The 25,950-nt window shown below is 60.5% G+C and carries 21 protein-coding genes, 4 tRNA genes and 1 pseudogene; 15 read left to right on the top strand and 11 right to left on the bottom strand.

Going from position 1 to position 25,950, the window contains the following annotated elements; all coding sequences use genetic code 11:
• Positions 1-188 precede the first annotated feature (188 nt).
• A complete protein-coding gene (locus AC0Z5Z_RS25090) occupies positions 189-1,238 on the bottom strand; it encodes an ATP-binding protein (protein WP_485611790.1) in 1,050 nt (349 codons plus the stop codon).
• A complete protein-coding gene (locus tag AC0Z5Z_RS25095) occupies positions 1,238-1,987 on the bottom strand; it encodes a response regulator (protein ID WP_095181601.1) in 750 nt (249 codons plus the stop codon). Before AC0Z5Z_RS25095 ends, AC0Z5Z_RS25090 begins: the two co-directional genes overlap by 1 nt.
• A gap of 262 nt (positions 1,988-2,249) precedes the next feature.
• Here AC0Z5Z_RS25095 and pyrF point away from each other — a divergent pair, with 262 nt between their 5' ends.
• Entirely contained in the window at positions 2,250-2,948 is a 699-nt protein-coding gene (gene pyrF, locus AC0Z5Z_RS25100; protein WP_122746841.1) for an orotidine-5'-phosphate decarboxylase, read from the top strand.
• A gap of 126 nt (positions 2,949-3,074) precedes the next feature.
• Here the strand turns inward: pyrF and AC0Z5Z_RS25105 are convergent, their stop codons facing one another.
• Positions 3,075-4,079, bottom strand: coding sequence for an NADP-dependent oxidoreductase (locus AC0Z5Z_RS25105; RefSeq protein WP_041479470.1), 1,005 nt, complete (start codon positions 4,077-4,079; stop codon positions 3,075-3,077).
• Between the two features lie 235 nt (positions 4,080-4,314).
• Between AC0Z5Z_RS25105 and AC0Z5Z_RS25110 the strand changes: the two genes are divergently transcribed.
• The 4 genes and pseudogenes from AC0Z5Z_RS25110 (at position 4,315) to AC0Z5Z_RS25125 (ending at position 8,743) form a co-directional block, all read left to right on the top strand.
• Positions 4,315-5,076, top strand: a complete 762-nt coding sequence (locus AC0Z5Z_RS25110; RefSeq protein WP_423523120.1) for an SDR family oxidoreductase — start codon at positions 4,315-4,317, stop codon at positions 5,074-5,076.
• Positions 5,077-5,266: 190 nt separating this feature from the next.
• Positions 5,267-6,667 carry an aminotransferase-like domain-containing protein gene (locus AC0Z5Z_RS25115; protein ID WP_095181603.1) on the top strand — a complete coding sequence of 467 codons (1,401 nt, stop codon included), beginning with the start codon at positions 5,267-5,269 and terminating at the stop codon, positions 6,665-6,667.
• Between the two features lie 990 nt (positions 6,668-7,657).
• A pseudogene (locus AC0Z5Z_RS25120) lies at positions 7,658-7,882 on the top strand (HAMP domain-containing protein); the annotation flags it as partial.
• The gene (locus AC0Z5Z_RS25125) at positions 7,880-8,743 is read left to right on the top strand and encodes a methyl-accepting chemotaxis protein (RefSeq protein WP_371699606.1); all 864 of its coding nucleotides are present in this window, start codon (positions 7,880-7,882) and stop codon (positions 8,741-8,743) included. The pseudogene AC0Z5Z_RS25120 and the gene AC0Z5Z_RS25125, both read left to right, overlap by 3 nt.
• 254 nt (positions 8,744-8,997) lie before the next feature.
• Here AC0Z5Z_RS25125 and AC0Z5Z_RS25130 read toward each other — a convergent pair whose 3' ends face one another.
• The gene (locus AC0Z5Z_RS25130) at positions 8,998-9,756 is read right to left on the bottom strand and encodes a hypothetical protein (RefSeq protein ID WP_039764159.1); all 759 of its coding nucleotides are present in this window, start codon (positions 9,754-9,756) and stop codon (positions 8,998-9,000) included.
• A 384-nt stretch (positions 9,757-10,140) separates the two neighbouring features.
• On the opposite strand from AC0Z5Z_RS25130, the gene AC0Z5Z_RS25135 reads away from it, so the two are divergent.
• From AC0Z5Z_RS25135 to AC0Z5Z_RS25150, 4 genes are all read left to right on the top strand, one after another.
• Positions 10,141-10,216, top strand: a tRNA-Glu gene (locus AC0Z5Z_RS25135).
• Positions 10,217-10,218: 2 nt separating this feature from the next.
• Positions 10,219-10,294: transfer RNA gene (locus AC0Z5Z_RS25140), tRNA-Gly, on the top strand.
• A 104-nt stretch (positions 10,295-10,398) separates the two neighbouring features.
• Positions 10,399-10,474: transfer RNA gene (locus tag AC0Z5Z_RS25145), tRNA-Glu, on the top strand.
• A gap of 3 nt (positions 10,475-10,477) precedes the next feature.
• Positions 10,478-10,553: transfer RNA gene (locus AC0Z5Z_RS25150), tRNA-Gly, on the top strand.
• Positions 10,554-10,688: 135 nt separating this feature from the next.
• On the opposite strand, the gene AC0Z5Z_RS25155 is transcribed toward AC0Z5Z_RS25150, so the two are convergent.
• From AC0Z5Z_RS25155 to AC0Z5Z_RS25170, 4 genes are all read right to left on the bottom strand, one after another.
• On the bottom strand, positions 10,689-12,428 hold the full coding sequence (locus tag AC0Z5Z_RS25155; protein ID WP_485611791.1) for a dipeptidase: 1,740 nt from the start codon (positions 12,426-12,428) through the stop codon (positions 10,689-10,691).
• Positions 12,429-12,616: 188 nt separating this feature from the next.
• Positions 12,617-13,255 (bottom strand): LysE family translocator, encoded by a 639-nt coding sequence (locus AC0Z5Z_RS25160; protein WP_056788181.1) that lies wholly within the window; start codon positions 13,253-13,255, stop codon positions 12,617-12,619.
• A 1-nt stretch (position 13,256) separates the two neighbouring features.
• Positions 13,257-14,027 (bottom strand): 2OG-Fe(II) oxygenase, encoded by a 771-nt coding sequence (locus AC0Z5Z_RS25165; RefSeq protein ID WP_406227163.1) that lies wholly within the window; start codon positions 14,025-14,027, stop codon positions 13,257-13,259.
• A gap of 90 nt (positions 14,028-14,117) precedes the next feature.
• A complete protein-coding gene (locus AC0Z5Z_RS25170) occupies positions 14,118-14,744 on the bottom strand; it encodes an alanyl-tRNA editing protein (protein WP_423664923.1) in 627 nt (208 codons plus the stop codon).
• A gap of 89 nt (positions 14,745-14,833) precedes the next feature.
• Here AC0Z5Z_RS25170 and AC0Z5Z_RS25175 point away from each other — a divergent pair, with 89 nt between their 5' ends.
• Positions 14,834-15,832, top strand: a complete 999-nt coding sequence (locus tag AC0Z5Z_RS25175) for a LysR family transcriptional regulator (RefSeq protein WP_024013940.1) — start codon at positions 14,834-14,836, stop codon at positions 15,830-15,832.
• Positions 15,833-16,476: 644 nt separating this feature from the next.
• Here AC0Z5Z_RS25175 and AC0Z5Z_RS25180 read toward each other — a convergent pair.
• Complete coding sequence (locus AC0Z5Z_RS25180) at positions 16,477-16,884, bottom strand: PA2817 family protein (protein WP_039760212.1); 408 nt, start codon at positions 16,882-16,884, stop codon at positions 16,477-16,479.
• 73 nt (positions 16,885-16,957) lie between these two features.
• Positions 16,958-19,405 carry an acyl-CoA dehydrogenase gene (locus AC0Z5Z_RS25185; RefSeq protein WP_460161186.1) on the bottom strand — a complete coding sequence of 816 codons (2,448 nt, stop codon included), beginning with the start codon at positions 19,403-19,405 and terminating at the stop codon, positions 16,958-16,960.
• Positions 19,406-19,652: 247 nt separating this feature from the next.
• On the opposite strand from AC0Z5Z_RS25185, the gene AC0Z5Z_RS25190 reads away from it, so the two are divergent.
• The 4 genes from AC0Z5Z_RS25190 to AC0Z5Z_RS25205 all read left to right on the top strand — a co-directional run bounded on the left by AC0Z5Z_RS25190 (position 19,653) and on the right by AC0Z5Z_RS25205 (position 22,821).
• A complete protein-coding gene (locus tag AC0Z5Z_RS25190; RefSeq protein WP_252878709.1) occupies positions 19,653-20,312 on the top strand; it encodes a transglutaminase-like domain-containing protein in 660 nt (219 codons plus the stop codon).
• Positions 20,313-20,355: 43 nt separating this feature from the next.
• Entirely contained in the window at positions 20,356-20,979 is a 624-nt protein-coding gene (locus AC0Z5Z_RS25195) for a glutathione S-transferase family protein (protein ID WP_252868099.1), read from the top strand.
• Positions 20,980-21,112: 133 nt separating this feature from the next.
• Positions 21,113-22,045, top strand: a complete 933-nt coding sequence (locus AC0Z5Z_RS25200) for an ABC transporter ATP-binding protein (RefSeq protein WP_485611792.1) — start codon at positions 21,113-21,115, stop codon at positions 22,043-22,045.
• Complete coding sequence (locus tag AC0Z5Z_RS25205) at positions 22,042-22,821, top strand: ABC transporter permease (RefSeq protein ID WP_039760202.1); 780 nt, start codon at positions 22,042-22,044, stop codon at positions 22,819-22,821. Before AC0Z5Z_RS25200 ends, AC0Z5Z_RS25205 begins: the two co-directional genes overlap by 4 nt.
• 139 nt (positions 22,822-22,960) lie before the next feature.
• On the opposite strand, the gene AC0Z5Z_RS25210 is transcribed toward AC0Z5Z_RS25205, so the two are convergent.
• Positions 22,961-23,479 carry a DUF2062 domain-containing protein gene (locus AC0Z5Z_RS25210; protein WP_039760200.1) on the bottom strand — a complete coding sequence of 173 codons (519 nt, stop codon included), beginning with the start codon at positions 23,477-23,479 and terminating at the stop codon, positions 22,961-22,963.
• Positions 23,480-23,615: 136 nt separating this feature from the next.
• Here AC0Z5Z_RS25210 and AC0Z5Z_RS25215 point away from each other — a divergent pair, with 136 nt between their 5' ends.
• Entirely contained in the window at positions 23,616-25,850 is a 2,235-nt protein-coding gene (locus AC0Z5Z_RS25215) for a DNA internalization-related competence protein ComEC/Rec2 (RefSeq protein ID WP_485611793.1), read from the top strand.
• Positions 25,851-25,950: the final 100 nt, after the last annotated feature.

A 25,950-nucleotide genomic window follows, 5' to 3' on the forward strand; every position in this document is an offset into this window, starting at 1 on the left:
CACTCGATCCCTGTGGGAGCTGGCTTGCCAGCGATAGCGCCCTCACATCCAGCCAATATCTACCGAATACAATCAGTTTCATTGTGGGAGCGAGCCTGCTCGCGAAGAGGCCGATACATTCAACCAAGGCATTGAATCATCAGACGCTTTCGCGAGCAGGCTCGCTCACACTTCAAGCCGGCTGAGCCTCAGCCCCGTGGCAAGCGGACAATGGCAGTCAGCCCGCCACCCGGCGTTTCTTCCAGATCCAACTGCCCACCCAGCCGCTGCGCGGCTTCGCGGGCGATGGTCATGCCTAGCCCTACGCCGCCGGAGTTGCGGTTGCGCGATCCTTCCAGTCGGTAGAACGGTTCAAACACGGCTTCCCGCTGTTCTTCAGCAATCCCCGGTCCGTGATCAATCACCCGAATCAGCAGCTCTTCACGCTGTTCCAGCAGTTCAATCCGTGCCTGTCCGGCGTAGCGCAGCGCGTTGTCCAGCAGGTTGTTGATGCACGAACGCAGCGCCATCGGTTGCACTGGCAAAGGCGTGCAGTGGCCGCTGACCTGTACATCGGCGCCTTGGTCCTGGGCGTTTTCGCACAGCGATTCGACCAGCGCCTGCACGTCCAGCAACTGCAAGGCTTCGCTGGTGCGTTGTTCGTGCAGATAGGTGAGGGTGGCGTCGAGCATGCCGATCATGTCGTCCAGGTCCTGGCGCATCTGGCTTTGCAGCTTGTCGTCGCTGATGTTTTCCAGACGCAGTTTCAGCCGTGACAGTGGCGTGCGCAGGTCGTGGGAGACGGCGCCGAGCATGCGCGCGCGTTGCTGGACCTGTTCGCGGATGCGCCGTTGCATGAGGTTGAAGGTGTGCGCCGCTTGCCGGGCTTCGCGCGGGCCGGATTCGTCGAGGGGGGCGCTGTCGAGGTCTTCGCTCAGGCGCTCGGCGGCGTCGCTCAGGCGCTGGATCGGCCGGGTGAGCAGTTTGGCACCGTACCAGGCGGCGATCATCAGCGTGATGAATTGAAAGGTCAGCGGCACCACCGGGCCACCGAACCAGGGGCGCGCTTGTCTCGGTGGATAAGCGGCGTCGCGCATGGGCGGTTGGCCGTTGATGTTCGCTGAGAACTCGGGCGGTGGTGGGGGCGGAGGAGGGCCGTAGAGCCTGAACCAGGCGAAGGCCAGCAGGTGCGCCAGGACAATCGCCGCGAACAGCACCCCGAACAGGCGACCGAACAGGGTGTCGAAGCGCGCCTTCATCAGCCGATGTCCCGCGCGTCGAACAGGTAACCCTCGCCGCGCACGGTCTTGATCAACTGCGGGGCTTTCGGGTCGTCGCCGAGTTTTTGCCGCAAGCGCGAGACCAGCAGGTCGATGCTGCGGTCAAAGGCTTCGATCGAGCGACCGCGAGCGGCGTCAAGCAGTTGTTCGCGGCTGAGCACGCGGCGCGGGCGTTCGATGAAGACCCAGAGCAGGCGGAATTCGGCATTGGACAAGGGCACTACCAGGCCGTTGTCGGCGACCACTTGGCGCAGGACGCTGTTGAGGCGCCAGTTGTCGAAGCGAATGTTGGCGCGCTGGTCAGTGCGGTCGTCGCGCACGCGGCGCAGGATGGTCTGGATGCGGGCGACCAGTTCGCGTGGTTCGAACGGTTTGGCCATGTAATCGTCGGCGCCCAGTTCCAGGCCGATGATGCGGTCGGTGGGTTCGCAGCGGGCGGTGAGCATCAGGATCGGGATGTCCGATTCGGCGCGCAGCCAGCGACACAGCGACAGGCCGTCTTCGCCGGGCAGCATCAGGTCGAGGACGATGACGTCGAAATGTTCGCCCTGCAGCGCCTGGCGCATCGCCGCGCCGTCGGTGACGCCGCTGGCGTGAATGTTGAAACGGGCGAGGTAATCGATCATCAGCTCGCGGATCGGCACGTCATCGTCGACGATCAGCGCGCGGATGCTCCAGCGCTTGTCGTCTTTGCTTTCATCCGTCACGGTTGTCGGGGCGTTGGGCATGGGGCTGTTCACTACCAGGGGTGGTTTCAGCATAGGCGTCCGGCCGGGGGGCGGGAAGTGCTGTTGTAAGGACGTGTTGCGCCGGGCGAGGCTAGCCCGAATGCTTGTTGCGGGCGTGTCGGTTGTGTATCGGAGTCGACACAATAGCCGCGCCGGCTAAGCTGATAACCGCCAGCGCGACGATTTACCGATCATCGGGTGCCGCGCCGCCGCCGGTTCCGCTACAATGCGCGCCGTTTTCGACCAGCCTGAGAGCCCATCCATGTCCGCCTGCCAGACTCCTATCATCGTCGCCCTGGATTTCCCCACCCGTGACGCCGCACTGAAGCTGGCCGACCAGTTGGACCCGAAACTGTGCCGGGTCAAAGTGGGCAAGGAACTGTTCACCAGTTGCGCGGCGGAAATCGTCGGCACCCTGCGTGACAAGGGTTTTGAAGTGTTTCTGGATCTCAAATTCCACGACATCCCCAACACCACTGCGATGGCTGTGAAAGCCGCTGCCGAGATGGGTGTGTGGATGGTCAACGTGCACTGCTCGGGCGGTCTGCGCATGATGGCCGCCTGCCGTGAAGAGCTGGACAAGCGCAGCGGCCCGCAACCGCTGTTGATCGGTGTGACCGTGCTGACCAGCATGGAGCGCGAGGATCTGGCGGGTATCGGTCTGGACATCGAACCGCAGGAGCAAGTGCTGCGGCTGGCGGCCCTGGCCGAGAAGGCCGGGATGGACGGTCTGGTGTGTTCGGCGCTGGAAGCGTCGGCGCTGAAAACCGCGCACCCGTCGCTGCAACTGGTGACCCCGGGGATTCGTCCGGCGGGCAGCGCGCAGGATGATCAACGGCGCATTCTGACCCCGCGTCAGGCGCTGGATGCCGGTTCCGATTATCTGGTGATCGGCCGTCCGATCAGCCAGGCGACAGATCCGGCGCAGGCGTTGGCCGCAGTCGTAGCCGAAATTGCCTAAAGCTTATTGAAGATCCAACTGTGGGAGCGAGCCTGCTCGCGAAGAGGGAGTGTCAGTCGGCATCATTACCGACTGATCCACCGCTTTCGCGAGCAGGCTCGCTCCCACATTGGTTTCAGGCTGGCCTTAAACCTTCAGAACCAACTTGCCAAAGTTCTCGCCGTTGAACAGTTTCATCAGCGTCTCGGGGAACGTCTCCAGCCCATCAACCACATCTTCCTTGCTCTTGAGCTGCCCGTTGGCCATCCAGCCGGCCATCTCCTGCGCGGCGCTGGCGAACTGCGCGGCGTAGTCCATCACCACAAAACCTTCCATGCGCGCGCGATTGACCAGCAGTGACAGGTAATTGGCCGGACCTTTGACCGCTTCTTTATTGTTGTACTGGCTGATGGCGCCGCAGATCACCACTCGCGCCTTCATGTTCAAGCGGCTCAGCACCGCGTCGAGAATGTCGCCGCCGACGTTATCGAAATACACGTCCACGCCCTTCGGGCATTCGCGCTTCAGACCGGCCACGACGTCTTCGGCCTTGTAATCAATGGCGCCGTCGAAGCCCAATTCGTCGATGAGGAATTTGCACTTGTCGGCCCCGCCGGCAATGCCAACGACGCGGCAGCCTTTGATTTTGGCGATCTGCCCGGCCACGCTGCCCACCGCACCTGCGGCGCCGGACAGCACCACGGTGTCACCGGCTTTCGGTGCGCCTACGTCGAGCAAGGCGAAGTAGGCGGTCATACCGGTCATGCCCAGTGCAGACAGATAGCGTGGCAATGGCGCGAGTTTCGGGTCGACCTTGTAGAAACCGCGCGGCTCGCCGAGGAAATAATCCTGCACACCGAGGGCGCCATTGACGTAATCGCCGACGGCGAAGCCAGGATTGTTCGAGGCGATGACTTTTCCCACGCCCAGTGCGCGCATGACCTCACCGAGACCGACCGGCGGGATGTAGGACTTGCCTTCGTTCATCCAGCCACGCATGGCCGGGTCGAGGGACAGGTATTCGTTTTTCACCAGGATCTGTCCCGCCTGTGGCTCGCCGACCGGAACTTCCTGATAAGTGAAAGTCTCGCGGGTCGCGGCGCCCACCGGGCGTTTGGCGAGCAGGAACTGGCGATTGGTCTGGTTGGTCATGACAGGCACTCGAATGGAATGAAGCCTTGTTGATAGCTCTTCAACGCCGATGTCGCAAGGTTGGCTGATACGGCGAATGCGAGTCGATCCAGTGCAGTGATGGTTACGGGGCGGGTTTTATCACTGCGGCGCATGGGCCTGTAAACAGCGATTGCATAGTGCTGACGCGCTTTCGCTGCCCTTGGCTATGCTGCGACGCCAACATCTTCCAGTTTTTGCGTTCGAGGACATACCCATGAGCATGACGTTTTCCGGTCAGGTGGTTGTAATCACGGGGGCCGCCCACGGCATCGGCCGCGCGACAGCCCTGGCGTTTGCCGCCGAGGGCCTGAAAGTGGTGGTGGCTGACCTGGACGCGGCCGGCGGCGAAGGCACGGTGGCGCTGATTCGTACAGCCGGTGGCGAAGCGTCCTTCGTGCGCTGCGACGTGACATTGGAAAGCGATGTGAAAAATCTGATGGATGAGGTGATCAATACCTACGGTCGTCTCGACTATGCCTTCAACAACGCCGGGATCGAAATCGAGAAGGGCAAACTCGCCGACGGTACGCTGGACGAATTCGACGCGATCATGGGCGTCAACGTCAAAGGCGTCTGGCTGTGCATGAAGTATCAGTTGCCGCTGCTGTTGGCGCAGGGCGGTGGCGCGATCGTCAACACGGCGTCGGTGGCCGGGCTGGGTGCGGCGCCGAAGATGAGCATCTACGCGGCGTCGAAACATGCGGTGATCGGCCTGACCAAATCGGCGGCGATCGAATACGCGAAGAAGAAAATCCGCGTCAACGCAGTGTGCCCGGCAGTGATCGATACGGACATGTTCCGCCGTGCCTATGAAGCCGACCCGAAGAAGGCCGAGTTCGCCAACGCCATGCACCCGGTCGGGCGCATTGGCAAGGTCGAGGAAATCGCCAGCGCGGTGCTGTATCTGTGCAGCGATGGCGCAGCGTTCACCACTGGGCACTCATTGGCGGTGGACGGCGGCGTGACAGCGTTCTGAAAGTTGCCGAAATACAAAGAACCCGCCTGCGTGCGGGTTTTTTTTACCTCGCGGTCGGTCCCTGTGAATACCGTTAAACAATGTGTATCAAACCGTTAGAACTGGCGCATTTGGCGGTGTTGTCGCACAGCCTCGGCGGTGCGGCTGTGATTTACTGCTGCCAGCAAAACTGACAGGAGTTTGCGAGCTCATGGAACTGAGAATTGACCGACAGGCAATGGTGCCGGTCGTGCAGCAGATCGTCGACGGAATGACTGACTGGATTGTGCAAAGCGGCATCCCGCCGGCCACCCGGTTACCCTCCGTACGGCAAATCGCCCGGGGGAATCTGCTCAGCCAGTCGTGCGTTGTCGAAGCCTGCGAGCGCCTGGTCTCGCAAGGCGTATTGACCACGCGCCAGGGCGCGGGATTCATCGTCGCGGCCTCGCCGGCATTGCGCGAAGCGGACTCGGAATGGGCAGCGTGCGAGGGCCGCCCCGCATGGCGTGATGAGGTGGACGCCGCAACGAGTCGCTTGATTTTGGGGCAAGGAGGCTTGCCGCCGAGTTGGCGTGAGCCCGACGACCTCAGCTACGCGCTGCGCGAGGTGGCACGCACCGACATGGCCAGCCTGTTCAACTACAGCTCGCCACTGGGGCTGCCAGCGTTGCGCGAGCAAATTGCCAAGCGTCTGAAACTGCTGAATATCGACGCCTGCAATACCCGGCTGATGAGCACCAGCGGTGCCAGTCATGCGCTCGATCTGATCGTGCGCACCCTGTTCAAGGCTGGCGATTGCGTGGTGGTGGAAACGCCCGGTTATGCACCGTTGTTTGACCTGTTGCGTCTGCACGGCGTACAGATGCTCGAAGTTCGTCGTACGCCGAGCGGGCCGGACATCGACATGCTCGAGTCGGTGCTGCGTCAGTTTCGTCCCGGCGCCCTGTTCATCGGCAGTCATCACCACAATCCCACCGGCAGTTGCCTGACGCCTGCGGTGGCCCAGCGTATCGTGCAGTTGAGCAAGACCTACGACCTGCGCGTGATCGAAGATGACGTCTATGCTGATCTGCACACCGGCAACGGTACGCGGTTGGCGGCGCTGGACCATGGCGGCCGGGTCATTTATGTCGGCAGCTTCTCCAAGACACTGAGCAGCTCGTTGCGGGTCGGTTTTGTCCTGGCGGACAGCGAACTGCTGAAGCGCCTGGCGGAGGTCAAGATGATCAGCGGCCTGGGCTGTTCGAGGCTGGCCGAGGCGGTATTGGCCAGACTGATGGCGACCGGCGCCTATCGCAAACTGGTGCAGCGCCAGCGTCAGCGCTTGAATGCCGATCGCGCGGCGGCCTTGCAGGCACTGGAAGACGCCGAGTGGGAAGTGTTCGGCAAGCCGGTTGGCGGGCTGTTCATCTGGGCGCGGGCACGCTTGCGCGACCAGACGTCGGTGCGCAGGCAGGCCCAGCAATGCGGGCTGGAGTTGTCAGCAGCGGACGCCTTCAGTCCCAGCGGTGAGTGCGGTGACTGGCAGCGCATCAATGTGGCCTGTGCCTGCGACCCACGGGCGCGGCAGTTTTTTCGCAATACCTGCGCGGATCGACCTCCAGCATTCTGAAAACGACGCGGGCGTAGCTTTTTGCCATTATTCCGACGCCAGAGTCTTGTGCTGGTTCGAGCCCGTTGCGAATCTTCGGCAACAGACTTTGGCAGGGGACTACGCGCAATGATTTCGGCCGTGCAAGGACGTTTTGCCAACCTCGGTATGGCGAAAAAACTGGGTATCGGATTTGTGCTCGTCTTGTTGCTGACTGCGTTGGTGGCGGCGATCGGCGTCTGGTCGCTGCAAACCATCAGTCTGCGTTTCGACGGCTTGAAGCAGATGTCCGCGCTCAACAGCGGCCTGCTCAAGGTGCGCCTGCTCGAGCAGGAATACGCCCTGCGCGGCAATCCGAAAACCGCCGATGCCTTGCGCGAAGGCGTCGATGGGCTGGTTGTTCTAGCCGGCGAGCTCAAGGCACATTCCCCGGCCAATGTGCCGGTGATGAGCGATGTCGAGCAAGCGCTGGGCGCGTATCGCAAGGCCTTCGATGAATTCGTCTCGCTGAGCCAGGCCAAGGACCTCGCGCTGGAGATGGCCAGTTGGTCGGTGTCCAGCGTGGCCAATAACCTCGACGTGTTGCAGAGCGGGCTGGCCGATGATGGCGCCTATACGTTGAAAGACACCGAGGGCAAGGACGGCGCCCAGTTCATCGAACAGGCGAATCAGGTCAGTCAGGTCTCGCGACTGATGCTGCAGGCGATGAACGAAGCGCGGGTGCGGCTGGATCAAAGCCGCAAGGGCGATGCCGACAATGCCGGCCAAGGCAACATCGAGCAGGCCGCGCAAGCGCAGGAGCAGGCCGAGGCGCTGAAAACCACGGTCAAGGACGAGGGCTATCTGACTGTGCTCAACGAAGTGTCGGGGCATATCGCCGGATTCAACGAGAAACTGGCTGAATACACCGGTTTGCTGGCGCAAGAAAAAACTGTGTACGAGCAACTGCATCAGCGCGCTGCGCAGGTGGTGGACCGGGTCAATCAGGCCTATGTCGCCGAAGATGCTTCGATGCAGGCGGAGCTGAAAAAGAACACGGTGTTGATCATTGGCTCTTCGGCGCTGGCCTTGTTGGTCGGATTGCTCGCCGCGTGGGTGATCACGCGCCTGATCGTGGCGCCGCTGCGCAGTGTGATTCGCGTGGCGCAGCAGATTGCTGCGGGTGATCTGACGGCGAAGGTCGAGGTGACGCGCCGCGATGAAATGGGGCAATTGATGTTGGCCATGCAGCAGATGGCTGCCGGTCTCGGCACGATTGTCAGCGGCTTGCAGGCCGGCATCGAGCGCTTGGCCGGTTCCGCGCAATCGCTGTCGGCAGTGACCGAGCAGACCAATCTGGAGGTCAACAGCCAGAAGGAGGAAACCGAGCAGGTCGCCACCGCCATGAACCAGATGACCGCCACCGTGCATGACGTCGCGCGCAATGCCGAAGAAGCAGCTCTCGCGGCGCAGACGGCGGATGACAAGGTCGAGAGCGGCCAGCAGGTGGTGCGTCAAAGCATGGCGCGGATCGAGCAGTTGGCGGATTCGGCGACCTCGGCCAGTTCCAGCATCGAGAGCCTCAGTGCCGAGATTCAGAATATCGGCACGGTGCTGGAGGTGATCAAGAGCGTGGCCGAGCAGACCAATCTGTTGGCGCTGAACGCGGCAATCGAAGCCGCGCGGGCCGGGGAGCAGGGCAGGGGGTTTGCGGTGGTGGCCGATGAGGTTCGTGCGCTGGCACGGCGCACGCAGCAATCGACCGAGGAGATCGAGCGCTTGGTCAGTGCCTTGCGCGCGGCGGCGCAGTCTTCGGTGCAGCAGATTCGCAGCAGTGGCGAACTGGTGAAGCTGGCGGTCAGTGATGCGTTGCAGACCGAGAGTGCGCTGGGGAGTATTGCCGCGGCGGTGTCGTTGATTCAGCAGATGAATCAGCAGATCGCGGCGGCGGCGGAGGAGCAGAGTTCGGTGGCGGAGGAGATCAATCGCAGTGTTACGCAGATTCGTGCGAGTGCGGATCACTCTTCCGTGGCGATGCGCGGGAATGCGGCTTCGAGTGTTGAGCTGGCGCAGTTGGGCGGCGAGTTGCGCTCGATGGTTGGGCATTTTCGGCTTTGAGCCTTGGCGGCCCTTGGGCCGACCAGGCTCTCGGCTTCGCCGCGTGGGGATGGCCCGGGTTTGCTTTTGCTGTTCTGTGGGAGCTGGCTTGCCAGCGAAGGCGGCCTGACAGCCGACCGATTTTTACCTGAGAACACTGCTTCCCAATGTGGGAGCGAGCCTGCTCGCGAAAGCGGCCTTCAATTCACATTCTCTTTCAAGTCGCCCACAAAAAAGCCACCAATAACGGTGGCTTCTCTTCCAGCATTCCCGCCTCAGTCGTAAATCACTTTTTTCTTCCAGTCCGCATCGGCTTCGACATCCTTCAAACCGGCGGTCAGTTGGTTTTCTTCACCTTCCACCGGGGCAATCTTGTCCATGACCTGGGCGTTCGCTCGGGCGAGGAGTTTTTCCAGGTATTGCAGTTGCTCCGCGTACATCTGCGGGTCCTGCTGTTTGCGCAGATATTGCACGCCGCGTTCGAAGGCGAGGCGGGCCTGGCCGGGTTGGTTTTGTTGCAGGGACTGTTGACCGAGGTTGTTGAAGAATTCGATGTGCAGCAGCACGAGGATGTGGCGCACTTCGCGAATCCATTGTTTGGCTTCGTTCGGTGGCAGGAAGCCGTCGTGGGCCGCGCGAGTGATCTGGCCATGCAGGGCTTCGAGGAGGAAGCGCACGTCTTTGGCTTTGGCTTCGGTCAGGATCGGCGCGGGCGGGTTGTTCACCGGGATCGATTCGCCTTGGGCAACGAGGGCGCTGAGTTCGGTGATGCGGGCCTTGGTGGTTGCGCTGGTTTTTTCCAGATTGAGCAGGCGCTGGCAGACGTTGAGTTCCAGGCGGGTCAGCAGCAACTTGAGCGCCGGGGTCATGAACTGGCCGGGGAAGGTTTCGGTCAGTTCGCCGCAGCGGCGCAGGCGGTCGTTGAGTTCGACTTTGGTGCGGGCCTTCTCCAGTTTGTTGTTTTCCACCACATGGTTCATGTAGCCAATGGCGATCAGAATTGCGATCCCGGCTACGACTAGCAGGGTGATCATGAGTGGTGTCACCGGTAAGACCTCTTTATAGGGTTCGCATGCGAGTGTAGTGGCTGGACATTTAGGCGCCTAGCGCCGCTCGACGGGTTTGATCGGCTGCTGCAATCTGTATCGGCCGCCAGCGGTATAGATGAATGCTGGCGCTTGATGTGCAGATTGCCATCACTGTGCGGTGGACTATAACGTCTTGGCGAGTGGCGGAATATAGGCGTCAGGTTTCGGACGACGGAAAAGCCCTACGCGGCCCGTAATCCAGGTCGAAGTCATTGATTTAAATAAATTTATATCAAGGGGTTGACGACCCCTCAATCCATCCATAGAATGCGCGCCACTTGCAGCGTAAAGCACACAGCGAAACGCGGCAGGGAGTGAATGTTGTAGTGTGTCCCCTTCGTCTAGTGGCCTAGGACACCGCCCTTTCACGGCGGTAACAGGGGTTCGAGTCCCCTAGGGGACGCCAATGCGGGAATAGCTCAGTTGGTAGAGCACGACCTTGCCAAGGTCGGGGTCGCGAGTTCGAGTCTCGTTTCCCGCTCCAATTTTAAACAGCAGTGCTTTCGGGCGGTGCTGAGTGAAACCAGAACCAAATCTTCGGATGCGGATCTGGACACCGAAACACACACCATGTGTTCCGGGTAGCGTGTCCCCTTCGTCTAGTGGCCTAGGACACCGCCCTTTCACGGCGGTAACAGGGGTTCGAGTCCCCTAGGGGACGCCATTTGCGGGAATAGCTCAGTTGGTAGAGCACGACCTTGCCAAGGTCGGGGTCGCGAGTTCGAGTCTCGTTTCCCGCTCCAATTTCACAAAAACGCCGATCAGTGATGATCGGCGTTTTTGTTTGTACGCGTTTTGTGGCGGCAATAAAAAAGGACCTTTTCACAGGTCCTTTTTTATTTTGAGCCCGGTCATCAATGATCGGGCTCAGGCCGTGCTTACAGCTTCGGCAACTGCCCGACACGCCCCATCATTTCCGTGACGATCTGCAGATCCAGCAGGAACTGGTCGACGGTCTTGAATTCGCCATCGGTGTGGCCGGTGTATTTGGCTTCCGGTCGCGCCAGGCCGAATTGCACACCGTTCGGCAATTCGTGAACCGAAGTCGCGCCAGCGGAAGTACCGAATTCCGACTTCATGCCGAGGTTTTCGCTGGCTACGGCAAGCAGCGCCTTGACCCACTCACCCTCGGGGTTGCGATACATCGGTTCGGCCACTGAGTAGTCGAACGCCACGGCAACGTGAGTCTTCTTGCTCCAGGCGTCCAGTTTCTCAGCGATCTCAGCCTTGAGCTTTTCCGGGGATTTACCCTTCGGCACCCGCAGGTTCACCGCCAGTTTGAAGGCTTTGTCGTCCTCGCCGACGTAGGTCAGCGAGGTGGTCAGTGGTCCCATGAACGAATCGGAGAAGCCCACGCCAAGTTTTTTGCCCAGATAATCCAGGCCCCAGTTGTCATCGGCATAACGTGCGGCATCGGTGAACTGGTTGTGCTTGAGCGCGACTTTGCCGTCCAGGCTGTTGATGAAGCTCAGCATCCGCGCGACCGGGTTGACGCCGGACTCTGGTTCGGAGGAGTGCGCAGAAACCCCCGTCACGGTCAGTTTGACGTTTTTGCCATCAACCTTTGCCGCGACTTCGAAGTCGCCGCCGTTGGCTTTGGCGTAGGCGTCGCCGGCTTTTTGCAGACTGGCGGCGAGCTTGGCAGGCTTGTCGGTTACCAGCGTGGCCACCGACGCGGACGGAATCTGGTTGGTCGCCTTGCCGCCGGTCATCGAAACGATTTCCGCGCCGTTGCCTTCGCCTTTGCGTTTGGCAAAGTTGGCCATGACGGTGCCGTAACCTTTTTCGGCGATCACTACCGGATAACCGCCGTCCAGCGCCATATTGTAGTTCGGCGTCGGGTTGCGCTCGAAGTAATAGGGAATGGCGTCGCCGCTGGTTTCTTCGGTGGTGTCGACCAGCAGCTTGAAGTTACGCGCCAGTGGCAGTTTCTCGTCCTTGATCACTTTCATGGCGTACAGCGCCACGACGATCGCATTCTTGTCATCCTCTGTGCCACGACCGTACATGCGATCGCCAATCAGCGTGACTTTGAACGGGTCGAGTTTGGTGCCATCTTTCAGCACCCAGTTTTCCGGCGTTACCGGCACCACATCGGCGTGGGCATGAATGCCAACGACTTCGTCGCCTTTGCCATCCAGAGAGATTTCGTAGACACGGTTATCGATGTTGCGGAATTTCAAACCGAAGGATTCGGCGAGTTTCTGGATCTCGCCGGCAATCTTGATGAATTCCGGGTTGTCGTGTTGCTCCACGCCGTCCTTGCGGAAGGTCGGGATCTCGACGAGTTGGCGCAGGGTTTCCAGCGCGGCCTTGCCATATTTCACGCGGGTATAAATGCCCAGCAGACGGTGAATTTCATTCTGCTGTTCGGCGTTCAGGGTCTTGTTGTCGAGGAAGGCGCTGATGGACGGGGTGAGATTATCCGTTTTGGCCAGGTCGCTTTTCGCCAGGCTGCCAAGGAAGCTGCGGAAATCCGTCAAGCTCTTGCCGTCAAAGGATTTCAGGATCGCTGCACTTTGCTCGGCAGTGATGTTGGCTTGTGCGGCGCTGGTAAACGCGGTGAGGCTGGCCATGACCAGAGTGGCGGCGGCCAGTTTTTTCAGGGAAAAGACCATGGAACAGGCATTCCTTTGCAAAGGATTGGGAAAGTATTTCTGACGCTTGTGACAGAAACATTTTGTAAACCTAACACTGCGAGCGCTGGGAAAGGGAGTCACAAACTTGATCTGTCGCACAGAAATGCAAAAGAGACGCACAAATGAAAAAGTCCCGGCGGGTGATGGCCGGGACTTTTTTGTGTGGGTTACATCGACAGCATCAGGCGGCCGGCAAATAGAATGAGGATGACGCCCATGCTGCGCTCGAACCAGTGTCCAAGGCGCATGAACAGCAGGCGCACTTTATTGCTGGAGAAAAACAGCGCGACGATCACAAACCACAGCGCGTTGACGAAGCACATCCACAATCCGTAGAACGCCTGGATCTGCAGCGGTGTGCTGGCGCTGATGATCGTGGTGAAGATGGCCAGGAAAAACAGCGTGGCCTTGGGGTTGGTCGCGTTGGTCAGAAAACCGGTGCTGAATGCCTTGAACAGTGACTGTTCAACCAGCGGCTCATCGGCGGTTTTTTCACCTTCGACGCTGCTCTTCGGTTTGCTGCGGATCAGGCTGACGCCCAGATAGAGGATGTAAGCCCCACCGACCACTTTGGCCACAGTCAGCAGCCACGGCGTGGTGTGCATCAGGGCGCCGACGCCGAGCAGGGTATACAGCACATGCACGGAAATCCCCGCGCCGATGCCCAGCGCGGTGCAGATGCCGACGAGGCGACCGAAGCGCACGCTTTGGCGGATGGTCACGGCGAAGTCCGGACCGGGCGCAACCACGGCGAGAAAGTGGATGGTGGCCAATGCGAGAAACTCGCCCAGGTAATTGGAAAACATGTCAGCTCCAGAAAGTCAGAGGGGAGGCATTGCCGCGATAGCCGACAAAGAACGACAGGCTCAAACGCGGATCCGCTACGCCCGGGGTTACCGAGTGCATGCGCCGCGAATTGAACATGATGAAATCGCCGGGCTGCGGTCGTACTTCGAGGGTGGGCGGCCCCAGTAGCGACGGCTCGATGCCGTAGCTGTCGCCACGCATTTCGTCGAATTGGTCCGGAGTGATGTCGTCTTCCCACATCTGCAGCGCGCCGCCTTCGGTGGGCATGTTCAGGTAGACGTTGCAGGCAAATTGCGCCTCGAGACTGCGCGCCTGAAAACTGTCCGGGGCGTCTTTGGCGAAGATGTCGTGATGAGCAAGAAAGCACACGCCGGGTTTGACCACCCGCGACAAGCCGACATACATCTTGCGCCCGTAGAGATTTTCCAGATGCGCGCCGGCGGGCCAGGATTCGTCGAGCATGCAGCGCAACGTGTCGATCGGCGAAGAGTAGGGCGCGCAGCGCTGGCGCAGTTCGTCGATGTTGCGGGTGGCGCGTTCGAAGTAATCCTCGATCAGCAGCGGCTGGTTTTCCGCCTCGTAAAAGGCCATGCCGATGCGGCCGATGCTCGGTGCGTTGATGTAGCCTTCAAAGCCCGGGGCGAGGATCTTGTCGCCAATTTCGATCGCCAGCGGCTCGGGCAGAAAGCGTTTGACGCGGATGGCGAGGACTTCTTCGTTGGCCAGTTTTTTTATGCACGTCTCATCGAGACGCTCGACGTCTAGCATCATTTGTTTTAGGTCCATCTATCGAGAGTCAACGGAACCGGCGAGTGCGGTTCCCCGGCGTCGGACGTTGCGCGATGGCAACGTCCGAAATGCTCAATCCACGCAGTAGTGGACGGACAGCGTGCCCTTCTTCTGCGAAAGCGACGCGATCGTGACTGTGCCCAGATCCTTCAGGCTACGTACGTGGGTGCCACCGCAGCCATAGGCTGGCAGCTCACCGAAACTGATTTCCCGCGCGCCTTCGCGCAGCGAGGTCAGGCGCGGCAGATCATGTTCGATCCACTGCTCGATACCGGTTTGTACGGTTGGCGCATCGACTTCTTCAGCGCCATCGCCCGGCTTGAATTGCACCCGGCCTTCGTCCGGCCAGTGGTGCGCCTTGATCGGCATCCAGCCCATGGCCTGAATGAAATGACCGATCAGGTGCCCGGCCGAGTGCATGCGCGTATTGAAGCGGCGGCGCTCTTCATCGATACGGATGACGGTCATGCCCAGCGGCAGCGGGCGGTCGACGAAATGCACAATGCGCTCAGGTTCCTGCACCACGCGCGACACCCGGCTTTCACCGATCCAGCCGGTGTCGCAAGGCTGACCGCCGCCCTGGGGGTGAAACAGGGTGGCGCGCAGCACTACGGCGAATTCGTTCTCGTGGGGTGTGCAGTCGAGGACTTCGACATTCGCCTTGAGGTCGTCACTGTGAAAAAACAGGCGAAGCGTCATATTCCATGCCCTGATCGAAGTTCTGTTTTTATTATATGAATCGTGCAATAACGTGATAATCCATTCGAACATCAAAGGACTTGTGCGTTGTGAGCATCAATCTTCCGCTGCCGCTGCTGGGTGAAATGGCGATTTTCGTCAAGGTTGTCGAGACCGGCAGCTTCTCCGAAGCGGCGCGGCAGATGGGGTCGTCTCCCTCAGCGGTCAGCCGCAGCATTTCCCGATTGGAAAAGGCGTTGGCCACGCGCTTGCTGCAACGCACCACACGCAAACTTCGCTTGAGCGATGGCGGTGAGGAGGTGTTCAAGCGTTGCCAGGAAATGGTCAGTGCGGCCAGGTCGGTGATGGAAATAAGCGGTCAGTTCACCCACGAAGCCGAAGGCCTGGTGCGGGTCAGCGTACCGAAAGCAGTGGGGCGTTTTGTGATTCATCCGCACATGCCGGAGTTTCTGCGCCGCTATCCCAAGGTTGATGTGGAGTTGCTGCTGGAAGATCGTCAGGTCGATCTGATCGATGATCATGTCGATCTGGCAATTCGCATCACTGATCGTCCACCGGCCGGTCTGGTCGGGCGGCAGTTGCTGACCATCGATCATTTGCTTTGCGCCACGCCGCAATACCTGGCCGAACATGGCACGCCGACGCATCCTCATGATTTGCTCAATCACAGTTGTATTTATCTGGGCGAAACGCCGAGCGATGCGCGCTGGAAGTTCAAGAAGGGCAGTAAAGCTGTCACGGTCGGGGTGCGTGGGCGTTATGCCGCCAATCACACGGGTGTGCGGTTGGGGGCGGTGTTGCAGCACATCGGGATTGGCAGTCTGCCGTATTTCACGGCGCGTTATGCGTTGGAGCAGAAGTTGATTGTGCAGGTGTTGCCGGACTGGACGTTTCTTGCCTCTTATCACGGTGGGTTGTGGCTGCTGCATTCGCCGACGCGGTATCTGCCGCCGAAATTGCGGGTGTTCATTGATTATCTGGTGGAGTGTTTGCAGAAGGAGCCGACGTTGGGTAGGCCCGGGAAATCTGCCGGTGGGAGCAATGCGGCTGTGGCGTATGAGCTGCCGGAGAGTGAGGGGTTGCTTTGAGGTTCTTTGTGGGGGGGCTTGGCGGCCTTTGGGCCGACCATGCTCTTGGGGTTTTGGATGTATATCCGTTTCTGCGGGTGTTGCGGATTACGGTTCCGCCCTTACGGCGGGTCACCTTTTTCAAACGCCAAAAAGGTAACCCAAAAGGCTTGCTCCTGCGTTCGGCCCTCGCAGGCTCGGGTTCCTTCGCTGCGGGATCGATCCGGGCGCAGCGGCTACGGTTTGCTTCGCTGCACCTCCTTCCGCTGTGTCTGGCTGCGCCAGACGGTCGCTGCGCTCCCACGCCCGGATCAATCCCTCCGCTCAGCCTTCCGACGTCGCCTGTGAATCAAGATCAAAAGCGGTACTCGAGCTTGCGCTCATTGTTTTGAGTGGTGAAAAGCGTGCAATTGGCTTGGGTTTTGTATTGGATTCGCCCCTCATCGGAACGCCGCCCGCCCAGCCCTATCCCGAGGGAGAGGGGGCCGGTTTGTAGGTTGTTCGTAATCTGCATTCGACTCGGTAATTCAGGTCGACGTACCTCATCCAAACAGCGCGGTCAGTCCCCTCTCCCTCCGGGAGAGGGCTAGGGTGAGGGGCTTTTGATCTTGAAAAAAAGGCCCGCATGGAATCTCCATGCGGGCCTTTTCAGTAGTGTTCGAATATCAGTGCTTGCTGTCCTGCGCCGACATGGCCAGCAGTTGTTTTTCCTGGTTCCAGTCAAACGGTTCGTCGTTCTGTTCGGCTTCGTAGCGGCGTTCTTCGAGGGCCTGGTAGAGGTCGATTTCTTCGTCGGAGAGGTAGTGCAGGCAGTCGCCGGCGAAGAACCACAGCAGGTCGCGTGGGATCAGGTGGGCGATTTGCGGGTAGCGGCTGATGACTTGGGTGAGGATGTCCTGGCCCAGGTATTGGCTTTCGATAGGGTCGATCGGCAGGGAGGCCAGCAGTTCGTCGAAGCGCTCGAGGAACAGGGCATGGCTTTCTTCGGGCACTTGTTCGGCCTCACCTACGGCGACCAGGATACTGCGCAGGTGGTCGAGCAACACGAGATGATCGGCAACGACGTTGGACACGAGATAAGTCCTCAAGAGCAAAACGGGCGCGGGAGTATAAAGCCCTCGCGCCGTTTTTTCACATAAACCGGGTTCAGCGGACTTTGCCCTCTGCCTGGGTCAGTTCTTCTTTGGCGAAATCGTCGACGTCGATCACCTTGCGGCGGGCCGCTTCGGCGTCGCGCAGGCTTTGCGCTTCGACGGCTTGCAGCACGCCGGCTTCCAGCGCGGCATCGATGGCGTGTTCGCCGGCAGCCGGTTTCACCTGGCCGCTTTTCAACGCGGTGTGGAGTTTTTTGTGCAGCGGTTGCGCGGCATTGAGCAGGTCGCTGGCGTGTTGCAGCGCGCCCACGGCATCGTCCGCCGATTGCGGGCGGTAGCAGCCGGCGAGCAATTCTTCGAGGGCCGGATCGCCTTTGGCGCGACCGATGACCGCAGCGACTTCGGCGCCGAGTTTGTCCGATGGGCCTTTGTGACGGCGCCCGAACGGGAAGACGATGACCCGCAGCAGGCAGCCGAAGACTTTGTTCGGGAAGTTGCTCAGCAGTTCATCCAGCGCACGCTCCGACTGGCCGAGGCTTTCTTCCATGGCCCAGCGGAACAGCGGCTCCATGTACGCCGGCGAATCCAGGTCGTGATAACGCTTGAGCGCCGCAGAGGCCAGATACAGGTTGCTCAGCACGTCGCCGAGGCGCGCCGACAGGCGTTCGCGGCGTTTCAGTTCGCCGCCCAGGAGCATCATGCTGAAGTCGGCGAGCATGGCGAATGCGGCGGCCTGACGGTTGAGCGCGCGGAAGTAGCCTTGGCTGATCCTGTCACCCGGCGCATGTTCGAAATGGCCAAGGCCGAGGTTCAGCACCAGTGTGCTGGCGGCATTGCTGACGGCGAAACCGATGTGCTTGAGCAACAGACCGTCGAATTCCTTGAGCGCCTGATCCTTGTCCTCGCGACCCGCCAGGGCCATTTCCTTGAGTACGAACGGATGGCAACGGATCGCGCCCTGACCGAAGATCATCAGGTTGCGCGACAGGATGTTCGCGCCTTCGACGGTGATGAAGATCGGCGCGCCGTTCCAGCTGCGGCCGAGGTAGTTGTTCGGCCCCATGATGATGGCTTTGCCGCCGTGCACATCCATGGCGTGGCTGATGCATTCGCGGCCGCGTTCGGTGAGGTGGTATTTGAGGATCGCCGACAGCACCGATGGTTTTTCACCCAGGTCCACCGCGTTGGCGGTGAGCATGCGGGCGGCGTCCATCATCCACGCGTTACCGCCGATGCGCGCCATGGCTTCCTGAATGCCCTCGAAAGCGGACAGCGGTACATTGAATTGCTCGCGAATCTGCGCGTATTGGCCAGTGACCAGACTGGTGAACTTGGCCGCGCCGGTGCCCACGGCTGGCAGCGAGATCGAACGCCCGACGGACAGGCAGTTCATCAGCATCATCCAGCCTTTGCCGAGCATTTCCTCACCACCGATGAGGTAGTCCAGCGGAATGAACACGTCCTTGCCGGAGTTCGGGCCGTTCATGAACGCGGCGCCCAGCGGCAGGTGACGACGACCGATTTCCACACCTGCGGTATCGGTCGGGATCAGCGCCAGGCTGATGCCGAGGTCTTCTTCTTCACCGAGCAGGTGATCCGGGTCATAAGCCTTGAATGCCAGGCCAAGCAGAGTTGCTACCGGGCCGAGGGTGATGTAGCGCTTTTCCCAGTTCAGGCGCAGGCCGATGACTTCCTGTCCTTCCCACTGGCCTTTGCAGATGATCCCGGTGTCGGGCATCGCGCCGGCGTCGGAACCGGCCAGCGGGCCGGTGAGGGCGAAGCACGGAATATCGTCGCCACGGGCCAGGCGCGGCAGGTAGTGATTACGTTGTTCGTCGGTGCCGTAATGCAGCAATAGTTCGGCAGGGCCGAGGGAGTTGGGCACCATCACGGTGGAGGCGAGGTCGCCGCTGCGTGTCGCCAGTTTCATTGCCACTTGTGAGTGAGCGTAGGCCGAGAAGCCTTTGCCGCCGTATTCCTTGGGAATGATCAGGGCGAAAAAGCCATGTTCCTTGATGTGCGTCCAGGCCTCGGGCGGCAGGTCCATGGACTGGCCGATCTGCCAGTCGCTGACCATTGCGCAGAGTTCTTCGGTCGGGCCGTCGATGAAGGCTTGTTCTTCTTCGCTCAGTTGCACTTTTGGATAGGACAGCAGTTTGTCCCAGTCCGGACGGCCGCTGAACAGCTCGCCGTCCCACCATACGGTGCCAGCATCGATCGCGTCGCGTTCGGTCTGTGACATGGGCGGCAGGGTTTTCTGGAACCAGTTGAACAGCGGCGCGGTGAAGTGCTTGCGGCGCAGGTCAGGCAGCAACAATGGCGCGGCGACCACCGCCAACAAGACCCAGAAGACAAACAGCAGCCAGCCCGGCGCGTGACTGAAAATCCCCATGGCGACGAGATAGGCCGCAACGATGCCCAACGCGGGCAGCGGGGCGATGCGTCGATGGGCGAGATACGCCACGCCGACGATCAAAACCAGTATCCACAACAACAGCATATTCAGTCCTCCGTGAACCAAGGCAAATCGACCCTCCAGAGCTTAGACGGCATCTGCAAACAAGGGTGGTCAGAGCATGGTGATTGAAATCGTGGGAAACCCCGGATGGTTTTCGTAGGTTCGGTGGGCAACACGTGTGGGAAATCGTTCGTTGCTGCGCAGCTTTGCTTTCAGGTTTGGCCGAAACGTCGTTATCTCTGTGCTCAGGCTGTCGCTAGACTCGTGGCTTACCCAGGAGATTGCCGTCATGCACGAGTATCTGAGCCCCGGCCGCTTCATCGATAGTGACCACCCGGCGGTGGTGGAGTTCGCCGAGCAGCATCGCGGCGCCAGTAACCATCCGCGTGAGCAGGCGATCAGTCTGTATTACGCCGTGCGTGAGGCAGTGCGCTACAACCCCTACACCTTCAGCCGTGATCCGCAAACCTTGCGCGGCAGTTACGCACTGGCGGCGGGGGAGAGTTATTGCGTGCCGAAAGCTACGCTGCTCGCCGGTTGTGCCCGGCATTGCGGGATTCCGGCGCGCATCGGTCTGGCCGATGTGCGCAATCATTTGTCGACGCCGCGTTTGCTCGAGCTGCTGAAAAGCGACGTGTTCGCTATGCATGGCTACACCGAGCTGTTTCTCGACGGCCGCTGGGTCAAGGCGACGCCGGCGTTCAACCAGCAACTGTGCGAGCTGTTCAACGTCGCAGCGCTGGAATTCGACGGGGTCAACGACAGCGTTTTCCACCCGTTCAACCGTGATGGCGCGCAGTTGATGGAATATCTGCTCGATCACGGCCAGTTCACCGATGTGCCGGAAACGTTCTTCTTCGAGCACCTGCAAAAGTGCTATCCGCATCTGTTCAGTGAGCAACTGCCGGTGCTGCTGGGCGATATGCAGGCGGATTTGAGTCGCACCTGATCCGGCGTATGCTGGCCGTCCACTCACTTGCAAAGAGGCGGTCATGCTGAAGATCTGGGGACGAAAAAATTCATCGAACGTCAGAAAGCCCTTGTGGGCTGCCGAAGAGTTGGGCCTGGCTTACGAGGCCATCGATGCCGGCGGCGCGTTCGGTTTGGTCGATACGCCCGAGTACCGCGCGATGAACCCCAATGGCCGGGTGCCGGTGATCGAGGATGACGGTTTCGTGCTGTGGGAATCCAACGCCATCGTTCGCTATCTGCTGGCCAAGCACGCCCCGGGCAGCGCTTGGTATCCGGCGGATGCGCAAGCCCGCGCCACGGCGGACAAGTGGATGGACTGGACCACGTCGAGTTTCGCCGGGCCGTTTCGCACGGTGTTCTGGGGTGTGCTGCGCACGCCCTCCGAGAAGCAGGACTGGAAGGCGATCAACGCCGCGATCAAGGAATGCGATGAATTGCTGAACATGGCCGACCATGCCCTGATCAGCCAGCCTTATCTCTCCGGCAATGACATCGGCATGGGCGACATCCCGCTGGGCAGCTTCATTTATGCCTGGTTCGAAATGCCCATCGAGCGCGCCCCGCAACCACATCTCCAAGCCTGGTATGAACGTTTGAAGCAGCGTGTGGCCTATCAGAAAGCGGTCATGACCGCGTTGACTTGATAATTACTATCGACACACTTGACTGTACTTGTGCGGCGGCGGCAAGCACCATTGCGAACTTGCGCCGCGGTTGTTTCCCTCGCCGCCCGCCCTTATTTACTTCTTTCCTTCCTTCTTGGTGCGTAAATCCGATATGAGTTCCGCTCTGTCCATCCGGCAGCTAACCAAAACCTACGGCAACGGGTTCCAGGCCTTGAGTGGTATCGATCTGGACGTCGCCGAAGGTGATTTTTTCGCCTTGCTCGGCCCCAACGGCGCCGGCAAATCCACAACCATCGGCATCCTCTCGACCCTGGTCAACAAGACCAGCGGCACCGTGAATATTTTCGGCAATGACCTGGACAAGAACCCGGCGGCGCTCAAGCGCTCGATCGGCGTGGTGCCGCAGGAATTCAACTTCAACCAGTTCGAAAAGACCTTCGACATCGTCGTAACCCAGGCCGGCTACTATGGCATTCCGGCGAAAGTCGCCAAGGAACGCGCCGAGCAGTACCTGACCCAGCTCGGCCTGTGGGACAAGCGCGATGTGCCGTCGCGTTCACTGTCCGGCGGCATGAAACGTCGTTTGATGATCGCTCGTGCACTGGTGCACGAACCGCGTCTGCTTATTCTTGATGAACCGACTGCGGGCGTCGACATCGAGCTGCGCCGTTCGATGTGGACCTTCCTCACCGAGCTGAACCAGAAAGGCATCACCATCATTCTGACCACGCATTATCTGGAAGAGGCCGAGCAGCTGTGCCGCAACATCGGCATCATCGACCACGGCACCATCGTCGAAAACACCAGCATGAAACAGTTGCTGGGCCAGTTGCACGTGGAAACCTTTTTGCTCGACCTGAAACACTACTTGCACGTTGCGCCGCAATTGCTCGGCTACCCGGCCCGATTGCTCGACGGCCACACCCTGGAGGTGCAGGTCGACAAATCCATGGGTATCACGGCGCTGTTCACCCAGTTGGCGCAGCAGAACATCGAAGTGCTGAGCCTGCGCAACAAAACCAATCGCCTTGAGGAGTTGTTCGTGTCCCTGGTGGAGAAAAATCTGTCGAAGGTGGCGGTATGAGTTCCGAGTTCGGTCCCAACCTCGTCGCCCTGCAAACCATCGTCTACCGCGAGGTCAAACGCTTCATGCGGATCTGGCCGCAGACGTTGCTGCCGCCGGCGATCACCATGGTTCTGTACTTCGTGATTTTCGGCAACCTGATCGGCCGACAGATCGGCGACATGGGTGGCTTCACCTACATGGAGTACATCGTGCCGGGTCTGATCATGATGTCAGTGATCACCAACTCCTACGGCAACGTGGTCTCGAGCTTTTTCGGCAGCAAGTTCCAGCGCTCGATCGAAGAGCTGATGGTCTCGCCGGTGTCACCGCACACGATCCTGATCGGCTTCACCATTGGTGGGGTATTGCGCGGTCTGGCGGTGGGTCTGATCGTGACGATTCTGTCGCTGTTCTTCACAGATTTGCAGGTGCATCATCTCGGCGTGACCATCCTGGTGGTGGTGCTGACCGCGACAATCTTCTCGCTGCTGGGCTTTATCAACGCGGTGTTTGCGCGCAACTTCGATGATATTTCGATCATTCCGACCTTTGTGCTGACCCCGCTGACTTACCTTGGCGGCGTGTTCTACTCGATCACTTTGCTGCCACCGTTCTGGCAGACCGTGTCGCTGGCCAACCCGGTGCTGCACATGGTCAACGCCTTCCGCTACGGCATCCTTGGCGTCTCGGATATCCGTATCGGCATCGCCATCACCTTCATGCTGGTGGCGACCGTGGTGCTTTATCTCGGCTGTGCGCGGTTGCTCGTAAGTGGACGCGGAATGCGCACCTGATCCCGACCGTGTCACCTTCTTCGCGAGCAGGCTCGCTCCCACATTGGAATGATGTTCTCTGTGGGAGCGAGCCTGCTCGCGAATGGGCCAGCCCAGACACAACAAAAAACGGCCTCCCATCGCGGAGGCCGTTTTGCATTCATTTCTGCCGACTTTGCTTGCGCCGCCGCCATTGCCGCGCCACCCACCAGCGCCAGTACAGCATCACCAGAAAGTACGCGAGAACGCCCAGCACCAGGCCGACAACCACCGAGCCCAATAAAAACGGCTGCCACAATGTCGACAGCTCACCGCTGATCCATTCCCAGGTCAACTCGTCCGGCAGATGCCGCGCCGGCACATCCATCAGGAACGCCCCGGCCTGGTAGGTGCAGAAAAACACCGCCGGCATGGTGATCGGATTGGTCAGCCAGACCAGGCTCACCGCGATTGGCATATTGCCGCGCACCATCACCGCCAATGCCGCCGCTACCAGCATCTGTGCCGGGATCGGCAGGAATGCCGCAAACAGGCCGACCGCCATCGCCCGGGCGACCGAGTGGCGGTTGAGATGCCAGAGGTTAGGGTCATGCAGCAACGTGCCGAGAAAGCGTAAGGATTTGTGTTCCCTGATGCTCGTCGGGTCGGGCATGTAACGTTTGAATAAGCGCCGGGGCATAGGGCTTCTCGGTCGGTTAAGGCGGCAAGTATGTCTGGATTCTACGAACCGCCCATTCAGACTTTGTGACAATTGTTGACGACGGTGGTGCCGCAGACCGGCTATGCCTAGTGGGGGGACTCTCAAGGACGGGCATATGCGCACAGGGATGATGGCGCTGGCAGTCGGTCTGCTGGCCCCGGTTTTTTTGCCGGCCTTGCCGCCGGTCGGTTGGTTGCTGGTGCTGCCAATGGTGGCGCTGATGTTGCTGCCGTTTCGCAGCTTTCCACTGGCATTTTTGCTGTTTGGCTTTACCTGGGCCTGCGTTGGCGCGCAGTGGGCGCTAAATGACCGCTTGCCACCGAGCCTGGACGGCGAAACCCGTTGGCTTGAAGGGCGCGTGGTCGGCTTACCGCAGCACAGCGATGGCGTGGTGCGTTTCGAGCTGGCTGATGCGCGCTCACGCCACGAAAAACTGCCATCGCTGCTGCGCCTGGCCTGGTACGCCGGGCCGCCGGTCAACAGCGGCGAACGCTGGCGCCTGGCGGTGAAGTTGAAGCGCCCGGGTGGCCTGCTCAACCCGCACGCCTTCGACTACGAGGCCTGGCTGCTCGCGCAACGGATCGGCGCAACCGGCACGATCAAGGATGGCCAGCGCCTGGCTGAGGCCCGGCATGCATGGCGCGACGGCGTTCGCCAACGCCTGCTGGCGGTGGATGCGCAAGGACGCGAGGGCGCGCTGGCAGCGCTGGTGCTCGGTGATGGCTCTGGGCTCAGTGGCGAGGATTGGCAGGTACTGCAAGACACCGGCACCGTGCATCTGCTGGTGATCTCCGGCCAGCACATCGGTTTGCTCGCCGCAGTGATGTATCTGCTGGTTGCCGGGCTGGCGCGTTTCGGAATCTGGCCGTTGCGCTGGCCCTGGTTGCCGTGGGCGTGTGGCCTGGCATTCGCGGCGGCGCTGGGTTACGGCTTGCTCGCCGGGTTCGATGTGCCGGTGCAGCGCGCCTGCGTGATGGTGGCGCTGGTATTGTTGTGGCGCCTGCGTTTTCGCCATCTCGGCGCGTGGTGGCCGTTATTGCTGGCGTTCAATGGCGTGCTGTTGTTCGATCCGCTGGCCAGTTTGCGTCCAGGTTTCTGGCTGTCCTTCGCAGCCGTTGCAGTACTGATTTTCACCTTCGGCGGGCGGCTTGGGGCCTGGCGGTGGTGGCAGACCTGGACGCGCGCGCAGTGGCTGATCGCGATCGGCTTGTGTCCGGTGTTGCTGGCGCTGAGCTTGCCCATCAGCGTCAGCGGGCCTGTAGCCAATCTGCTGGCCGTTCCGTGGGTCAGCCTCGTGGTGCTGCCGCCGGCATTGCTCGGCACGCTATTGCTGCCCGTGCCTTATGTTGGCGAAGGACTGTTGTGGCTGGCCGGTGGTTTGATCGACTGGCTGTTTATCGGGCTGGCGCTGATTGCCGGGCAATGGCCGGCGTGGATACCAGCCGCCATTCCACTCTGGGCGTTGATCCTGGGCAGCCTTGGCGCGATTTTATTGCTGTTTCCCCGTGGCGTGCCGATGCGTCCATTGGGCTGGCCGCTGATGTTGCTTTTGATATGGCCGCCTCAAGAGCGAATAGAAGAAAGGCGAGCCGATGTCTGGCAAATCGACGTCGGCCAAGGCTTGGCCATCCTTGTTCGCACCCGCCATCACGCGCTTCTCTATGACGCCGGCCCGCGCTTCGGCGATTTCGATATCGGCGAGCGAGTGGTGTTGCCAGCGTTACGCAAACTCAACGTGCAACAGCTCGACCTGATGCTGCTCAGCCACGCTGACGCCGATCACGCTGGCGGCGCCCGGGCGGTCATGCGTGGATTGAACGTGCACCGCGTGGTCAGCGGCGATCCGCCAAACCTGCCGCCGGAGCTGAACGCCGAAGCCTGCGCAAGTGGCGAACAGTGGCAGTGGGATGGCGTGCAGTTCCAGCTCTGGCAATGGTCGGCGGCCGATGACAGCAACCAGCGCTCCTGTGTATTGCAGATCGAAGCCAACGGTGAACGCCTGCTGCTCACCGGCGACATCGACATTCACGCCGAGCGCGTTCTGCTCGACAGCCCACTGGCCGTGCCGACGCAGTGGCTGCAATCGCCACATCACGGCAGTCGCAGTTCATCGTCGATGGCGCTGTTGAAAGCCTTGCAGCCGGAATCAGTGCTGATCTCCCGTGGCCACGGCAACTCCTTCGGTCATCCGCATCCCACCGTGCTGGCGCGCTATCGCAAACAGGGCCTGCGCATCTACGACAGCGCCGAACAAGGTGCCATTCATCTGCAACTGGGCAGCTTCAAACCGCCGTGGACGATGCGGCAACAGCGGCGTTTCTGGCGCGATCCGCCGGTCCCGGGCCGTTGATCGGTGCCAGCATAGGTGCCACCTCACGGTCGTCGGGGCGGCGGGTCTTAATCGCGGATCGGTATGGTAAAGTGGCGCACTTTTTCGAGGGGACTGTCAC

Source organism: Pseudomonas sp. 1L-E-NC-VB-C3 (assembly GCF_057291535.1).

Coding starts and splice junctions, on each gene's coding strand:
- AC0Z5Z_RS25210 (WP_039760200.1), bottom strand. CDS start 23,479: ATGCCCCGGCGCTTATTCAAACGTTACATGCCCGACCCGACGAGCATC.
- AC0Z5Z_RS25215 (WP_485611793.1), top strand. CDS start 23,616: ATGCGCACAGGGATGATGGCGCTGGCAGTCGGTCTGCTGGCCCCGGTT.
- AC0Z5Z_RS25170 (WP_423664923.1), bottom strand. CDS start 14,744: ATGACGCTTCGCCTGTTTTTTCACAGTGACGACCTCAAGGCGAATGTC.
- AC0Z5Z_RS25160 (WP_056788181.1), bottom strand. CDS start 13,255: ATGTTTTCCAATTACCTGGGCGAGTTTCTCGCATTGGCCACCATCCAC.
- AC0Z5Z_RS25165 (WP_406227163.1), bottom strand. CDS start 14,027: ATGATGCTAGACGTCGAGCGTCTCGATGAGACGTGCATAAAAAAACTG.
- AC0Z5Z_RS25195 (WP_252868099.1), top strand. CDS start 20,356: ATGCTGAAGATCTGGGGACGAAAAAATTCATCGAACGTCAGAAAGCCC.
- AC0Z5Z_RS25125 (WP_371699606.1), top strand. CDS start 7,880: ATGGCTGCCGGTCTCGGCACGATTGTCAGCGGCTTGCAGGCCGGCATC.
- AC0Z5Z_RS25205 (WP_039760202.1), top strand. CDS start 22,042: ATGAGTTCCGAGTTCGGTCCCAACCTCGTCGCCCTGCAAACCATCGTC.
- pyrF (WP_122746841.1), top strand. CDS start 2,250: ATGTCCGCCTGCCAGACTCCTATCATCGTCGCCCTGGATTTCCCCACC.
- AC0Z5Z_RS25155 (WP_485611791.1), bottom strand. CDS start 12,428: ATGGTCTTTTCCCTGAAAAAACTGGCCGCCGCCACTCTGGTCATGGCC.
- AC0Z5Z_RS25090 (WP_485611790.1), bottom strand. CDS start 1,238: ATGAAGGCGCGCTTCGACACCCTGTTCGGTCGCCTGTTCGGGGTGCTG.
- AC0Z5Z_RS25200 (WP_485611792.1), top strand. CDS start 21,113: ATGAGTTCCGCTCTGTCCATCCGGCAGCTAACCAAAACCTACGGCAAC.
- AC0Z5Z_RS25185 (WP_460161186.1), bottom strand. CDS start 19,405: ATGCTGTTGTTGTGGATACTGGTTTTGATCGTCGGCGTGGCGTATCTC.
- AC0Z5Z_RS25130 (WP_039764159.1), bottom strand. CDS start 9,756: ATGATCACCCTGCTAGTCGTAGCCGGGATCGCAATTCTGATCGCCATT.
- AC0Z5Z_RS25110 (WP_423523120.1), top strand. CDS start 4,315: ATGAGCATGACGTTTTCCGGTCAGGTGGTTGTAATCACGGGGGCCGCC.
- AC0Z5Z_RS25190 (WP_252878709.1), top strand. CDS start 19,653: ATGCACGAGTATCTGAGCCCCGGCCGCTTCATCGATAGTGACCACCCG.
- AC0Z5Z_RS25115 (WP_095181603.1), top strand. CDS start 5,267: ATGGAACTGAGAATTGACCGACAGGCAATGGTGCCGGTCGTGCAGCAG.
- AC0Z5Z_RS25105 (WP_041479470.1), bottom strand. CDS start 4,079: ATGACCAACCAGACCAATCGCCAGTTCCTGCTCGCCAAACGCCCGGTG.
- AC0Z5Z_RS25095 (WP_095181601.1), bottom strand. CDS start 1,987: ATGCCCAACGCCCCGACAACCGTGACGGATGAAAGCAAAGACGACAAG.